This window comes from Pseudomonas sp. LBUM1669 (genome assembly GCF_059695705.1).
This window is the reverse complement of the sequence record NZ_CP166784.1, coordinates 3,250,224-3,265,355: the sequence shown is the minus strand read 5'-3', so window position 1 is coordinate 3,265,355 and position 15,132 is coordinate 3,250,224. Positions and strand designations below refer to the sequence as shown.

Below are 15,132 nucleotides of genomic sequence, written 5' to 3'. Positions count from 1 at the left end.
TGCGTACAGATACCAGCTACAGCGACTCCGGTGCAAACGGAAAAGGATAAGCGGCGGCGCTATTTGGCTATTTTCAGGTGGCCATCGAACTTTCTGCCAATCCACGGCACCAACCGGCATAGCGGCTTTTTTTATGCAGTTGAGAGGTGGGTATGAATATCAAGACTCTGGGTTTGCCCTTGGCAGCGGCGGCCTTCCTGGCCCTGGCCGGTTGCTCCACGCCAACAGTCGTGACGTTGCAGAACGGCACCCAGTATTTGACCAAGGACATGCCGAAAACCAAGACCAAGGACGGGTTTTACGAATTTGAGGATATTTCCGGCGCGAAAGTGAAGGTCAATGCCGACGACGTGGCGACGGTTCGCGAGGAAGACTGAAAACCGGGTTATCGTTCTTCGCGGGCAAGCCTCGCTCCTAAAAGGAATCGCACAACCCTGTAGGAGCGAGGCTTGCCCGCGAAGAGGCCCTTACCGGCGGCAAATCAACGTCAGGCGATTACGATCCCGGAGCCAGACAAACTCTCCAGCCCAACCCCCACCAACGTCACCGAATCCCCACCAAATGTCAGCAGCGTATCCTGCCCCACCGCCGTGGCATGAGCCCGATAGTCATCATTCGGCACGACCCCCTGAACCCCGAGAAATACCAGCTTGTCGTTCGCCTGATACCCCACCACCCGGTCCTGACCAAACGCACCGCTGAACAGGAACGTATCAATCCCGCCCCCCGATTCCATCAGGTCATTCCCCGCCCCGCCCACCAACACATCGTTGCCCTTGCCGCCGATCAAATGATCGTTGCCGTCCAGACCAAACAGCCAGTCGCCCGTCGCATGCGCCTTGAGCGTATCGGCCCCCGCGCCGCCCTTCACCGATGACGCGTATGACGTCAGGTTGTTGCCGACGGCAAGTCCATTGGCCGTCACGCTGTGCGTCACGTCATCCTTGAACAACCCCCACAAGAACCCCGGTTCCTTGGTGACAATGCTGCCGATGTCCCGGGTGATGCTGATGCCGCCATTGGCATCACGAACATAGAGGTTGCCGGCACCGTCATTGGCAAAGTCGACATTCTTCACCGACTGCTGCAAGTCCAGCACGTTGTTGCCCTTGCCCCCCAACAGGATGTTGTAGCCGCCGCCGTCACGGAAGGTGTCGTTACCCTCACGGCCCTCCAGGTAGTCGTTGCCCTTGCCGCCCTGAATCAGGTCGTTGCCGTCGCTGCCGATGATGAAGGTGCTGCCCTTGTGGGTTTCGGCGTTGCGATTGAGGTCCTGAATCCAGGTGTTGGCGCGCGCCGGGTCCGAGAGGTTCGCGACGATGATCGTCGAGTCCTTGCTGGTGAGGTCGTAGAACTTCGATTCGATCACCCGGTTCATGCCGTCGCCATAAGCGGTCGGCAAGTGCGAGATCCAGGTCGGGATGTTGAGGATGGAGAACGGCAGCACATTCCACACGGTCGAGGCGTAGTGGTCGTTGAAGCTGACGATGTTATCGGTCGCCGAGGCCTTGGCGGCATCGTGCACACCCACCGACGACAGGTTGAAGGATGAACCGTCGAGGGCCCGAAACACCGGGTCGTTTTCATAGCCGACGTTGAGCACTTTGTCGGTGCTGCTCTGGGTCGGGGACGCGTAGGCGATGTAGTTGGAATCCTTGTAGAACCCGGACCACTTGTCCGTGCTCAAGTCCGCCAGGCTGTTGACCGCCAGCCCGCCGAGGCTGTGGCCGCTGACCAGCACGTTTTTACCTGACAGGCCATTGGCCTGGGCAAATGCCATGACGTCGCCGAGCAGATTGCCGAAGGCTTCGCCCACATAGTTTTTCGCATAATCCTTGGGACCGAAGGCCGCCAGAAGATCGTTGATCACGTCGCCGATGGAGTCGCCGATCAAGGTTTCTCGCGGCCCGCTGGTGCCGCGAAAGGCGATGCCGATTTCGGTGAGATGGCCTTGAGCATCGTACTTCCCGAGGATCTCGACCTGCGCGCTGGTGTACCCGGCCTTCTCGCCGAAGAACGTTCCGCGAGCGTCGACCTTGCCGTCATAACCCAGTTGCGAGGCCGTGATGGGCGTCCAGCCGGCTTTTTGCACGGCCTCCAGCGCAGCTTTTTCCGAATCGGGGTTCCAGGGAATGCCGGGGATCACGCCCTGGGAATCGGTGCCACCCAGCAGCGCGGTGACCAAAGTCGCCGGCAAGCCCAGGCCGAAGCCGTTGTGCTGGTAACCGGTGGCAAAGCCATTGTCGAGGTTGTGATAGGAATACAGCGTGATCGCCATTGCGTCGGTAAACAACGCTTTGGAATCGGCTGTGCCGAAGTTTTTGTAGTCATACACACCCATTGGTATTGCCTCTCTTTTGTTGGAATTGTCAGAGATAGCTCACAACCAGGACGCCTCGTTCACGAGGTGCCCCGGAGCATTTAGTGCATGCAGCTTTTACGCAAACGTGATGCCTGAAGCCGACAGGCTGTCCAGTCCCACTCCCACCAGGGTCACGGCAAAATCGCCCACCTTCAGAACCGTGTCATGGCCCGACTGCGAAGCGTGTTGCTTGTAGTCATACCCCTGCCCCGCGCCCTGAACACCCAGGAACACCAGCTTGTCGTTGCCCTGGTAGCCATTGATCGCGTCAAAACCGAAGGCGCCGCTGAACAGGAAGGTGTTGTTGCCACCCGAACCCTGCATCACGTCGTTGCCCGCGCCACCGACGAAGGTCACCTGGCTTTTGTCGCTGCGCAGCAGGTCGTCGCCGGCATGACCGAACAACCAGTCGCCGTCGACGCTGGCCGCCAGTGTGTTGCCGTAGGCGTCACCGTTGAGCGAGTGGTTGTAGTGGGTCAATTCACTGCCATTGAGCAAGCCATTGGCGGTGACGCTGTAAGTCACCTCCTTGCTCCCCCACCATGACCCCGACTCCTTACTCACCAGCGCGCCGATGTCGCGGGTCATGCTGATGCCGCCATAGGCATCGCGCACGTACAGGGTGCCGTCGCCGTCGTTGGCAACGCTGAAGTTCTGCAACGGCTTCTGCAATTCGAAGGTGTTGCTGCCCTTGCCGCCCAGCAGAAGGTTGTAACCGCCGTCATCGCGGAACCGGTCGTTGCCGTCGCGGCCTTCGATGAAATCATTGCCGGCACCGCCCTTAAGCAGGTCGTTGCTGTCGGTGCCGATGATGAAGGTGCTGCCGGTATGGGGTTCGCCGCTGCGACCGAGGTCCTCGACCCAGGTTTTGCCCCGGGACGATTCCGCCAGGTTGGAGACGATCAGCGTCGAGTACTTGTCGGTGAGGTCATAGAAACGCGAGTCGATCACCCGGTTCAAACCGTCGGCATAGCCCAACGAGCCATGGGCCGACCAGTTCAGCGGATTGAGGATGCTGAACGGCACCAGGTTCTGTGCGGTGGAGGCGTATTGGTCATTGAAGTTGACGATGTTGTTGGTCGCCGACTCCTGATGCCCATCGTGCTTGCCCAGCGAACCTGTGCTGAACGTGGTGCCGTCGAGCACCCGGAACACCGGATCGTTCTCGTAGCCGATGTTCAACACGTTGTTGCCGGTCGCGCTCTGGGTCGGTGAGGCGAACGCGATGTAGTTGGCGTCCTTGAAGAAACCGCCCCAGTTGTTGCCGCTCAACTCGGCCAGGCTGTTGACCCCCAACCCGCCCAGGCTATGGCCGCTGACCGTGACGTCCTTGGCGCTCAGGCCATGGGCGATGGAAAACGCGGCAACGTCCTTGAGCAAGGTGTCGAAGGCGTTTTTCGCGTAGTTCGTCGCGTAATCCACCGGGCCGATGGCGGCCAGCAGGTTGTTTTTCATGTCGCCGAAGGTGTCGCTGTACCCCAGGCCTCCGGTGCCCCGGAAGGCAATGCCGATACCGATCAGCTTGCCCGCCGTGTCGTACTTGCCGAGCACTTCGGCTTCGGCGCTGGTGAAGCCGTCCTTCTCGCCAAAGAAGGTGCCCTGAGCACCGACCTTGCCTTGATAACCCAGCTGCGCAGCGCCAATCGGCGCCCACGCGGTGGCCGGCAGCGGCTGACCGGTTGGCGTGTACGCATACAGCGTCAGGGCGATGGCGTCGCTGTACAACGCCTTGCCATCCGCATTTTTGTAATCGAACAGTCCCATGTCGTTTGCTTCCTTTGCGTTGAATCAGAACTGCCAGTCGAGCGTCAGCCCCACACCGTGGTCCTTCTCGCTGGAGCCCAGCAGTCCGTTGTAGTCCAGGCTCACCCGCACATCCCGAGCCACTACCAGACCGGCCCGCGCACCCACGACGGCAGCGTTACGATCCAGAGACACGCTCTGCACGCTGAACCCGGTGTTGCCGTTCACGAAAGCCAGGTGATCTTCAGAACCGGTGTTGCTCAGGTTGTGCTGCCAGCCCAGAGTGCCGGACAGTTCCAGTTGCTGTTTGTCAGACAGGGCAATGGCTTTGCTCGCCCGCAAACCGAGGGTCGAGAGCACGGCGTCGCGGTTGTCTTCGCCACCCTTGAGCGCCGCGGCATCACCTTTCTCGGAGAAGCTGTCGCTGTTGAGGTGCACGTAAGCCAGGTTGGCGAACGGTTCCAGGGCCAGCGGTTGCAGGTCCAGGCGATACGCCGCTTCGGTAAACAGTTGGGCGGTGGTCGCATCGCGCTTGGATTTCTGTTTGCCGCTGACGTCACCGAATTGCAGGTCACGTTTCACATCGATGCGATGCCAGCTGTAAGCGCCGCCGACGCTCAAGCGCAGTGCATCGATTTCATGGCCCAGGTAGGCACCCAAGTGATAGCTGTCGACCGAGGCTGACGAATGCGTGCCATCGCCCATGCTCAACGAACTGTCGCTATACCCGGTGACGAAACCGAGCCGCGTATCTTCAGTGATCAGACCGTCGACACCGGCCAGCAAGCCGCCGATGGAGCTGGTGGAACTGGAGTTGTCATGCCCGCCGTCGCTCTTGCCCCAGGCGCCGAGGACTTTGACCCAGGCGTTGCTGCGGTCATCGGTCGGTGCCGCCGCATCGAACAGATCACGCTCACGCAGGCGTTCGCCGACGGCATCGCGCAGGTAACGGCTGTCGTTGATCAGCAACGTGCCGATCGCCGGGTGAATCTCACCGGACAGTTGCTGGAAGGCTTGTTGCGCGACCGCTGCGGTCGGCGACAGCAACAGGGTTTCATAGAGCGGATTACCCGCGCCCAGTTGCTCGGCAGCGGCAGCGACGGCGCGTTGGTTCGGGGTCTGGCCGACGCTGGCGAAGGACGCTGCGTTGCGCTCTACCGCCAACTGGATGCCAGTGGCCGAGTAGTCAAGGGCGCCACCGATGAACAGGTAGTTCGGCAGGACTGCGCCAAACCGCCCTTCGATCCCGCCGGCCGCTTGCAGAATGTTGTATTGATTGCCGAGCAGGGATTGCACTTCGCTGGTGGTCAGCAAGGTCGGGCTGTTTTCCAGGGACAGGCTGACGGTCGCGCCGTCGATCACGGCTTTACCGCCCGCGATGATCTGGTCGCTGCTGGTGGGCGACAACTCCACGGCGTAGGTCGAGCCGGGCTCAAAAGTCACGTCGCCCGCCACCTGCAAGGTGCCGATGGAATTGCCGGGCGCCACGGTGCCGCCGCTTTTCGCGGTCAGTGCGCCGATGCGGCCATTACCGCCGAGCATCCCGCTGTCGTTGACGGTGACCGCCGAGAGCAGCGAGCCGTTGATTGCCAATCGGCCCTGATTGACCAGGGTCGGACCGGCGTAAGTGTTGGCGCCGGTCAGCACCAGCGTGCCGATGCCCTGCTTGGTCAGGCCGCCATGGCCGGAAATGTCGTTGCGCCACACATCCAGTCCGCAATGCACGTCATTGCACACGCGTTCGGTGGGTTTGCCCGCATCGATAATCGCGCCGATGCCTGGCAAGTCCGCGACAAACTGGCTCGAACCGTAGGCCCCCTGGATGCGGAATTCCTCGGGAATGTCTTGCTCGGTGACCAACATCGCCGGGCCATCGATGCCTTTGCGCAGGTTGATCATGCCCCAGCCGTACAGCGAGTCGACACCCGGTGCGCCCATGTCGGTGGCCGTGGTACGCAGCACGCTGGCGACCTGGGCGCCGGTCATGTACGGAAAGCGTTCCATCAGCACGGCCACCGCACCCGCGACGTGCGGTGCCGCCATGGAAGTCCCGTTTTTGTTGGCGTAGCCCACGGTCAGGTCATTGGCATTGGTGCCGCCGATGACGGCGCTGAAGATCTTGCTGCCCGGTGCCGACACGCAGAAACTCGCGGTGTAGCCGCAGCGCGACGAGAAGGTGCTGATGTTGTAGAGGTCCGGGCTGTTGAGGTCCGGGTTCTTCTGCAAGGCTGCGACGGTCATCCAGTTCGGTGCGATTTCGGGGACGAAATAACCGAGGCCGGCGATGGCGTCCGGGTTATTGAGGTTGTAGTCGTTGCCGGCGGCGAAGATCGTCACGATGCCGCTGCGAGCGGCCGCGATCGCACCGTCATAGGCGCCGCCCTGGCGTGTGCCGAGGATGGGCTGGATCTCATTGAACTGCAGTCGCGCGTCCTGCACGGTGAAGTGCGGATACGCCGGGTCGCGGCCGCCCAGGTCGAAGCGATCGGTGATGCCGATGCCCCAACTGTTGTTGATGATCCGCGCACCGCTGGCGATCAACGCATCCCAACCGGCCTTGTACACCGCACCGTCGTTACCGAGGATGATGCCGTCTTCAGGGCCCGGATCGCCGTTGTCGGCGCTGATGATCTGCGCGTTGTACGCCACGCCGTGCATCGGGTTGCCGTCACGGCTGCCCGCCGCGATCCCGCCGACGTGCGTGCCGTGGGAGCCGAGCTTGCCGTCGTAGCCGACCGTGGGCGAACCGTCATACCGAAACGCATCGCCGGCTTTGACCGGGATGTACGGATCGGTGTATTCGCGGATGCCACTGGTGACCAGGGTGACGACTTTGTTGGCACCGGAAAACTCCGGATGCTGGGCGTAAACCGGTTGATCGAAGATCCCCAGTTTCACGCCTTTGCCGCTGTAACCGGCGGCGTAGGCGTCCTGTGCATTGATGGCGCCCAGGCCCCAGTCAGCGTTGAACTCAGCGCTGCGCCAACTGTTGGGATCGCCTGCTTTACCGTTTTCCACGTAGGGCGCCGCTTGCGCGGTGCCTACTGAAGCCAATGCACAAAGCAAGGCAAGGTTGTTGTACTTCTTATTCATCCAGCTACCGTCCTTAGTTGTGTTGCGAAAATCCCTGTGCTTTGAGAAGCACACTTTTATGTTGTGAAGCACTTCTCCTGTAGCAGCTGCCGAAGGCTGCGTCCGGCTGCGAAGCAGTCGTAAAATCAGGCACTGCGGTCCGTCAGATACACCGTGCATGCAGGGTTTACGACTGCTGCGCAGCCGAACGCAGCCTTCGGCAGCTGCTACAAGGGTTCACTTTAAAACTGCCAATTGAGGCTCAGCCCTACGCCATGGCTCTTCTCGCGGCTGGCCAGCTGGCCGGTGTAATCGAGGTTCACGCGAATGTCCCGGCTCAGGGCCAGGCTGGCATGGGCGCCTACCAGCGCTGCATCACGCACCATGGGCGAGCTCTCCACCGAGAACGACGTGCTGCCGCTGGCAAATGCCAGGTGTTCTTCGGCATCGGTGTTACTCAGGTTGTGCTGCCAGCCGAGGCTCGCGCCCAGTTCAAGCTGCTGCTGGCCGGACAGGTTCACGGTTTTCGACGCGCGCACGCCCAACGTGCTGAGCACCGCCTCACGCGTGTCGCCACGGCTTTTCAGTGCGGCGCCATCACCTTTCTCTGTGAAACCTTCGGTATCGAGGTGCACGTAGGCCAGGTTGGCAAAGGGTTCGAGCGCGAGCGGTTGCAGGTTCAGGCGATACGCCGCTTCGCCGAACACTTGAGTGGTGCCGGCATCGACCTTGGCTTTCTGCTTGGCGCTGACGTCGCCGTACTGCAGGTCACGTTTGACGTCGGCGCGATGCCAGCTGTAGGCACCGCCGGCACTCAGGCGCCAGGCACCCAGTTCGCGGCCGGCATAAGCGCCCAAGTGATAGCTATCGACCTTGGCCGATGAATGAGTGCCCGAGCCCATGCTCACCGAACTATCGCTGTAACCCGTGACCAGGCCGATCCGGGTTTGCTCGTCAATCGCGCCATCGACACCGGCGAGCAAGCCGCCAATCGAGGTGGTGTAACCGGCGGTGTCGTGGCGATCATCGGTCTTGCCCCAGGCCCCCAGCGTCTTGATCCAGCCATTGCGTTGAGCGCCTTTGGCATCAACCAGTCGCTCACCGACGGCATCACGCAGGTAACGACTGTCGTTGATCAGCACCGAACCCAGCGCCGGATAGATTTCCCCCGACAACTGCTGGAAGGCCTGCTGTGCGGACGTCGCGGTGGGCGACAGCAACAGACTTTCGTACACCGCATTTCCCGCCCCAAGCCCTTCCACGGCAGAGGCGACGGCGCGTTGGTTCGGCGTCTGGCCGACGCTGGCGAACGTCGTGTCGTTACGCTCCACACTCAGTTGAATGCCGGTGGCGGCGTAATCGAGGCTGCCGCCGATGAACAGATAGTTGGGCAGCACCGCGCCGAACTGACCTTGAACACCACCGGCCGCTTGCAGAATGTTGTACTGATGACCAAGCAGGCTTTGCACTTGTCGGGTGCTGAGCAGGGTCGGGCTGTTTTCCAGCGACAGGCTGACCGTCGCGCCGCTGACCGTGGCCGTGCCGCCCGCGATGATTCGGTCGCTATCGGTCGGCGACAGCTCCACCGCGTAGGTCGAGCCGGGCGCAAACGTGACGTCGCCGGCGACCTGCAAGGTGCCAATGGAATTGCCCGGCGCAACCGTTGCGCCGCGATTGGCCGTCAGGGCGCCAACACGTCCCGACCCACCCAGCGTGCCGCTGTCATTGACGGTCACGCTGGATGCCAACGAACCGTTGACCGACAGCAGGCCGCCATTCACCGTGGTCGACCCGCGCCAGGTGTTGTCGCCGGTCAGCATCAATCGTCCGGCACCGGATTTGATCAGGCTACCTTCGTACAGTCGAGTGGTGGCGGCAAGATCGCGCGCCATGCCGACAGCGTAATCCGTCTGATCCTGCAGACTGGCACCGGCCGGCACGCCGCTCTCCCAGCCTTTGGTCCTCAATGTCTGTTGCCAGGTACTGCGTTCGGCCGCGTCTTCGCCCTGGCGCTGGATCAGCGCGTTGTCCGAGATGTCGTTGCTCCAGACATCGCTCTGCCCTGCCCCCAGATTGGCGTCGAAACGCCCGAGCAATTGCCCCGGTCCGCGCATCGCCCGTTCAAGGTTGGCCACGCCCCAGCCGACGCGGGTATTGGGCGCCTGGGTGACGGAACCATCGAGTTGGGTAGCGGTTGTCAACAGGGTTTCCAGCGCCTGCTGGTTGGTCATGTACGGATAGCGTTCCATCACCAGCGCCAACGCGCCGGTGGCATGTGGCGCGGACATGGAGGTACCGGATTTGATCGCATAACCGGCGCCCGGGATGGTGCTGTCGATCTTCGCGCCGGGGGTGGTGATGCACCAATACTTGGCGATCCCGCACTGGTTGTACTTCTGCTGATTACTTTGATCCAGCCCCGACACCGCCAGCCAGTGACCTCCCAGGTCCGGCTGGAAATACGGCAAGGCCGAACGCACGCTGGCATTCGGGTAACCGCTGTTGCCGGCGCTGAACACGTTGATCACACCGCGTCGGGAAACGTCAGCCGCCGCATCGAGCCAGGTGCCTTTGTTCCAGTGCTGGGCGTAAGCAGCGTGCAGATCGTCGAGGGTGCGATAGCTGACGTCCGGCGGCTGGCTGCCCCAACTGTTGTTGATCGCCCGCACGCCAGCGTCGGCCAAGGCGTTATAGACCGCTTTGAAGTAGCGCGGATCAGGGTTGGGACCGAACAGAAAGCTGTCGTTCTTGTTGGTATTGCCGACGTAGACCTGCGCGTTGTACGCCACACCGTGCATGCCGGTGCCATCGCGGGACGCACCGATGGTGCCGGCGACGTGGGTGCCGTGGGAGTCGTTGTTGGCGTTGAGGGTGCCGTCTACATTGAACAGGGAGCCGTCGACGTAGCTGCCGCTGGCCAGTACCGCGTGGTAACGGTGGGTGGCGAATTCGGGATGGGAGGCATCGAAGCCTGAATCGAGCTCGCCGATTTTCACACCCTTGCCGGTGATGCCGGCGGCGTAGGCTTGGTCGGCCTGCATGCGGGCCAGTCCCCAGTCACGCTGAAACTCCACCGAGCGCCAACTGGCCGCATCGCCCAAGGTACCGTTTTCCTGATAAAGCGCCTGGGCCGAGCCTGGCGCTACTGAAATCCAGAGCAATAGCGTGCCGACCGACATCGGCTTGATCTGTACGTCCATGTTCAACTTCTCGCTTTTTTGGCGTTTTTAGAATTCTGGTTGGGTGTTGCTTTCTTCAGGCTGTCGCTGTTCCTGTGGCGAGGGAGCTTGTCGGAACGCCGCATCGTCCCGTTCGGTTGCGAAGCAACCGCCATCAAGGGCCGCTTCGCAGCCCAGCGGGAGCAAGCTCCCTCGCCACAGGTGGTGTTACGTCAGAAAATTACTGGGGCCTTGGGCCTTGGGCCTTGGCCGAATGCCTCGTCCACCTTGGCCAGATCCTGCTCATTCAGTGTTCCGGCGTAGTAATGCAACTTGGTCCAGGCCATCAGGTAGTCGTACCTTGCCTGAGCCAAATCCCGGCGGGTGGTAAATAGTTGTTGTTCGGCATTCAATGCATCCAGGTTCACCCGCTCACCGCCCAGGATGCTTTGCTTGGTCGAAACCACCAGCGCTTCCGCCGATGTCAGGGCTTTCTGATAAGCGCGCAACTTGTTCACCCCCGACAGGCAGGCACTGAATTGCCGACGCAACTCGATCAGGGTTTCCCGGGTCTTGCCATCGAGTTCGTACTCGGCCTGTTCCATGGTCCGGCTGGCCTGACGGGTCGACGCCGACACCCCGCCGCCGGCGTACAACGGCACGCTGACTTCAATGCCGATGGTGTTGGTGTCGTAACGTTGGTTGTAGGTGTTGCCGCTTTCCGATTCGTTCTGGCGCACCGAAGCGTAGGCACTGACTTTCGGCAGGTGTCCGGCGCGGTTGCGTTCGACTTCATACCGCGCGACTTCCACCGCCTGACGCTGGGAGGCCAGGTTCGGGTTGTTGGCCACGGCCATCTCGTGCCAGGTGTCGTAGTTGGCCGGCAGTAGGCTGAAGGTCTGGAAGTTCTGGTCCAGCGGTGCCAGGTCCGTGATGTCGACGGCCGGCACGCCAATCAGCGCACCCAGTTCACGCAAGGACGCGTCCTGCTCGTTGCGGGCCTCGATTTCCTCGGCGGTTGCCAGTTCGTAGCGAGACTCGGCCTCAAGAATATCGGTGCGCGTGCCCTCGCCCTGGCGGAACATCTGCTCGTTCTGCTGGAACTGCTGCTCGAAGGCTTTCTTCTTCGCCTGCGCGATGTCGATCTGATCCTGAGCGAACAACGCATGGGTGTAGTTTTCCAGCACCCGAACCAGCAATTCCTGGCTCTTGCCGCGGAAGGCTTCGTCGGCAAACAGCGATTGCGCCACGCCTTTGCGATACGCCGCGTAGGCTTCGTAATCGAGCAATGGCTGTTGCAGGGTCAGGTTCGAGCCGTAGCTGCCGTAGTTGCGGTCCTCAGTGAAGTCCGGCCGACCTTCATTGATTTGGGTAACCTTGGAGGTGTTCCGCCCCTTGTTGTAGGTGTAACCAATCCTGGGCAACAGCCCTGACCGACCAATGATGCGGTTCTCCAAGCCGGCATCGCGTTCCTTCATGGCGCCAAGGAACACCGGATCATTGCGCAACGCTTGCTCGTAGATCTCGAACGGCCCCATGGAGGCCATCACACTGTTGCACGTCAGCAACGCCAGGGTGGCTGCGAGCATTGAAAGCTTATTCATACAGCCGAACATCCTTATTCCTCGGTCAACGCGGAGCCTGCCCGGTCGAGCAGCGGTTTGAACAAATAGTTGAGGAGTGAACGTTCACCGGTACGCACGAACATTTCCGCCGGCATGCCGGGCTTGATCACCAGACCGTTGAGTTTTTCCATGGCCTGGTCGCTGACGCTGCTGCGCAGCACGTAGTACGGCGCGCCGGTTTTCTCGTCGACCATCTGATCGGCGGAAATCAGGCTGACTTCGCCAGGCACGCGGGGTGTGCGGCTTTGGTTGAACGCCGTGAACAGAATGTCCACCGGCAAGTGGGTGCCGACCTTGTCGATCAGGTTGATCGGCAAGTGCCCTTCCACTTCCAGGCGGGTGCCTTGCGGCACAATCTCCAGCAAGGTTTCGCCCTGGCGAACCACCGCACCTTCGGTGTGAACCCCAAGGTTGACCGCGATGCCGTCGGCGGTGGCGATGATTTCGCTGTGTTGCAGATCGAACCCGGCGGAAGTCAGTTGCTCTTCCAGGGTCACGCTTTTGAGTTGCGCGTCGGCCAATTGCGTGCGGACTTCTTTCTGGTATTCCTCGATGTGCTGTTGCAGCTTCAGGCGCGACTCGAGGATGCCCTGTTCGACCCGGCCGCTTTCACCGCTGTTTTCCGCCAATTGTTGCTGCACCTGCGACAGCTGCCGCTGAAACTCCATCAAGCGGTTGCGCGGGATGTAGCCGTTGTCAGCCAGGGGCTGAAGATTGCTCAGTTGTTGTTGCAGCGAACTGGCCTGAGCCGTCAGGTCCGTGCGCGCGCGGCGCATGCCGGCCAATTGCGCGCTGGCACCTTCGATGCTTGCGCGCAAACCCGCCTGCTCACGGGAAAACGCTTCGCGGCGGCTGCTGAACAATTGCCGTTGGCCTTCGAGCACCAGGGCCAGGCGTGGGTCGGGATCGTTGCTCAGTTCAGCGGGAAAATTCACTTGCTTGAGGTTGTCCCGTTCGCTCTGCCAACGCGCCAGGCTGGCCCAGGCCATGCGGTATTGCGCTTGCAGCGATTGCACATCGGCCGCGACCTGGGTCTGGTCGAGCTGGAACAGCGGCTGGCCCTGCTTTACCACCTGGCCCTCGCGCACCAGAATCCGGCTGACCACGCCGTTGCTCATCGATTGCACGGCTTTGCGCTTGCCCGAGACCACGACCGTGCCTTGCACCGGAATACCTTGGTCGAGCGGCGCAAGGCTGGCCCAGGTGAAGAAACTACCGGCACCTACGACCGCCAGAATCCAGCCCATGCGGGCGAAGAATCGCGCATCACGCTCAGGGCGTTCGGCGATGTAATCGTGTTCCATCGTCGCTTCGTTTTCAGTGTTCATGCGATCGCTGGTCATACACCAGAATTCCTTGTCGTAGGCTGATACTGGCGACTCATGTTGACCCCGCCCGGTGCTTGCGCCGGTTTTTCACGTGGCTGGTCCTGGGCGCCGGAGAGTGCCTTGAGCACTTCCTGGCTGGGGCCAAAGGCCTGCAAACGACCGTCGTTGAGCACCAGCAATTTGTCGGCCTGGGCCAGCGCCGAGGACCGATGGGTCACCAGAATCACGCTGGTGCCCTGGGCCTTCATCTGCGCAATGGCGCCGGCCAGTGCCGCTTCGCCTACGGTGTCGAGGTTGGAATTGGGTTCATCGAGCACCACCAGGCTAGGCTTGCCGTACAGCGCGCGGGCCAATGCCACCCGTTGCTTCTGGCCGCCAGACAAACCGCTGCCGTCCTCGCCCAGCACCGTGTCGTAGCCCTGCGGCATGCGCAGGATCAGCTCATGGACGCCCGCCTGTTGCGCCGCTTCGACGACTTTTTGCGGATCCGCTTCGCGAAACCGGGCGATGTTTTCGGCGATGCTGCCGCTGAACAATTCGATGTCCTGGGGCAAGTAACCGATGTAAGGACCGAGGTCGTCGCGGTTCCAGCGATGGATGTCCGCGCCATCAAGCCGCACGGTGCCGCCGAGGGTTGGCCAGACGCCGACCAATACCCGGGCCAGGGTCGATTTGCCGGAGCCGGAGGCGCCGAGCACGCCCAATACTTCGCCGGCACCCAGGCTGAAGTTGACCATGTGCAGGGTCGCCGCACGTTGCCCCGGAGGGCCGGCGCTGACTTGTTCGAAGGTGATCTGCCCCTTCGGCGCTGGCAGCGCCATGGCTTCGTCACTCGGTGGAAAGGCTTGCAGCAGCGAATCAAGACGACGGTACGCGAGCTTGGCGCCGCTCCACTGTTTCCACACCGCGATCAGTTGGTCGATAGGGCTCAGGACGCGACCCATCAGGATCGAACCGGCGATCATCATCCCGGCGGTCATGTCGCCCTTGATCACCAGCAAGGCGCCCAGGCCCAGGACCAGGGATTGCAGGCACAGGCGCAAGGTTTTGCTCAGGGAGCTGATGATGGCGCCGGTGTCGCTGGCCTGATTCTGCAGGCCGAGGAAACGCGAGTGCACCTGGAACCAGCGCTTGCGCAACACGCCGAGCATGCCCATGGCCTGAATGGTTTCGGCATTGTGCAGGTGGCTGGTGGCCAGTTGGCTGGACTTCTGGGAAAACCCTGCGGCTTCACCCAAGGGCTTTTTGGTCATCGCCTCGTTGAGGCACGCGAGGCCAATCAGCACCACCGCGCCCACGGTTGCGAACACACCGAGCCAGACGTTGAACAGGTAGATCACGAAGAGGTAGACCGGAAACCACGGCGCGTCGAAGAAGGCAAACAACGCAGGACCGGTGACGAATTGGCGAATGTGGGTCAGATCGCCAAGGGACTGACCAGCATTGCCCTCGCCCTTGAGCAGGTTGCGCTCGAACGCGGCCTGATACACCCGCAGGTTGAAACGGCGCTCCAGTTGGCTGCCGATGCGGATGACGATGAAGCTGCGCACGATCTCGAGCAAACCGATGAAGGCGAAAAATCCGACCACCATCAGTGACAACATGGCCAGGGTGGTTTCGTTTTGCGAAGACAGCACGCGGTCGTAGACCTGGAGCATGTAAATCGACGGGACCAGCATCAATACGTTAATTAACGCGGTGAAAAAACCGACGCTGATCAGGATGCTTTTATAGTCGCCCAGTGCCTTGAACAACGGTGCGGTGGCTGGGGCCTTCGCCATCTTCATTGATTTTTCCTGAGATGATATTCCTCGCCCGGTTTTGGCGAGATGTCAATTAACTGT

Annotated in this window: 8 protein-coding genes; 1 reads left to right on the top strand and 7 read right to left on the bottom strand. The window is 61.4% G+C overall.

Annotation, left to right across the window (positions count from 1 at the left end):
• The first annotated feature begins 152 nt into the window (after window positions 1-152).
• Window positions 153-377, top strand: a complete 225-nt coding sequence (locus ACA051_RS15235; protein ID WP_497310512.1) for a YgdI/YgdR family lipoprotein — start codon at window positions 153-155, stop codon at window positions 375-377.
• Between the two features lie 110 nt (window positions 378-487).
• On the opposite strand, the gene ACA051_RS15230 is transcribed toward ACA051_RS15235, so the two are convergent.
• From ACA051_RS15230 to ACA051_RS15200, 7 genes are all read right to left on the bottom strand, one after another.
• Window positions 488-2,341: a polyurethane esterase gene (locus ACA051_RS15230; protein ID WP_497370683.1), complete on the bottom strand. Its 1,854-nt coding sequence runs from the start codon at window positions 2,339-2,341 to the stop codon at window positions 488-490.
• A 96-nt stretch (window positions 2,342-2,437) separates the two neighbouring features.
• On the bottom strand, window positions 2,438-4,126 hold the full coding sequence (locus tag ACA051_RS15225) for a polyurethane esterase (protein WP_497370681.1): 1,689 nt from the start codon (window positions 4,124-4,126) through the stop codon (window positions 2,438-2,440).
• A gap of 24 nt (window positions 4,127-4,150) precedes the next feature.
• Window positions 4,151-7,198 carry an autotransporter domain-containing protein gene (locus tag ACA051_RS15220; protein ID WP_497370679.1) on the bottom strand — a complete coding sequence of 1,016 codons (3,048 nt, stop codon included), beginning with the start codon at window positions 7,196-7,198 and terminating at the stop codon, window positions 4,151-4,153.
• A 221-nt stretch (window positions 7,199-7,419) separates the two neighbouring features.
• Window positions 7,420-10,377: an autotransporter serine peptidase EprS gene (gene eprS, locus ACA051_RS15215; RefSeq protein WP_497370677.1), complete on the bottom strand. Its 2,958-nt coding sequence runs from the start codon at window positions 10,375-10,377 to the stop codon at window positions 7,420-7,422.
• A 191-nt stretch (window positions 10,378-10,568) separates the two neighbouring features.
• Window positions 10,569-11,951 carry a TolC family outer membrane protein gene (locus ACA051_RS15210; RefSeq protein WP_497370675.1) on the bottom strand — a complete coding sequence of 461 codons (1,383 nt, stop codon included), beginning with the start codon at window positions 11,949-11,951 and terminating at the stop codon, window positions 10,569-10,571.
• Window positions 11,952-11,953: 2 nt separating this feature from the next.
• Window positions 11,954-13,303: an HlyD family type I secretion periplasmic adaptor subunit gene (locus ACA051_RS15205; protein ID WP_497310507.1), complete on the bottom strand. Its 1,350-nt coding sequence runs from the start codon at window positions 13,301-13,303 to the stop codon at window positions 11,954-11,956.
• Window positions 13,300-15,075, bottom strand: coding sequence for a type I secretion system permease/ATPase (locus tag ACA051_RS15200; RefSeq protein WP_497310506.1), 1,776 nt, complete (start codon window positions 15,073-15,075; stop codon window positions 13,300-13,302). Before ACA051_RS15200 ends, ACA051_RS15205 begins: the two co-directional genes overlap by 4 nt.
• Window positions 15,076-15,132 lie beyond the last annotated feature (57 nt).

Excerpts from the sequence above, each read along its gene's own strand:
- ACA051_RS15220 (WP_497370679.1), bottom strand. The coding sequence starts at position 7,198 with ATGAATAAGAAGTACAACAACCTTGCCTTGCTTTGTGCATTGGCTTCA.
- ACA051_RS15205 (WP_497310507.1), bottom strand. The coding sequence starts at position 13,303 with ATGACCAGCGATCGCATGAACACTGAAAACGAAGCGACGATGGAACAC.
- ACA051_RS15200 (WP_497310506.1), bottom strand. The coding sequence starts at position 15,075 with ATGAAGATGGCGAAGGCCCCAGCCACCGCACCGTTGTTCAAGGCACTG.
- eprS (WP_497370677.1), bottom strand. The coding sequence starts at position 10,377 with ATGGACGTACAGATCAAGCCGATGTCGGTCGGCACGCTATTGCTCTGG.
- ACA051_RS15210 (WP_497370675.1), bottom strand. The coding sequence starts at position 11,951 with ATGTTCGGCTGTATGAATAAGCTTTCAATGCTCGCAGCCACCCTGGCG.
- ACA051_RS15225 (WP_497370681.1), bottom strand. The coding sequence starts at position 4,126 with ATGGGACTGTTCGATTACAAAAATGCGGATGGCAAGGCGTTGTACAGC.
- ACA051_RS15230 (WP_497370683.1), bottom strand. The coding sequence starts at position 2,341 with ATGGGTGTGTATGACTACAAAAACTTCGGCACAGCCGATTCCAAAGCG.
- ACA051_RS15235 (WP_497310512.1), top strand. The coding sequence starts at position 153 with ATGAATATCAAGACTCTGGGTTTGCCCTTGGCAGCGGCGGCCTTCCTG.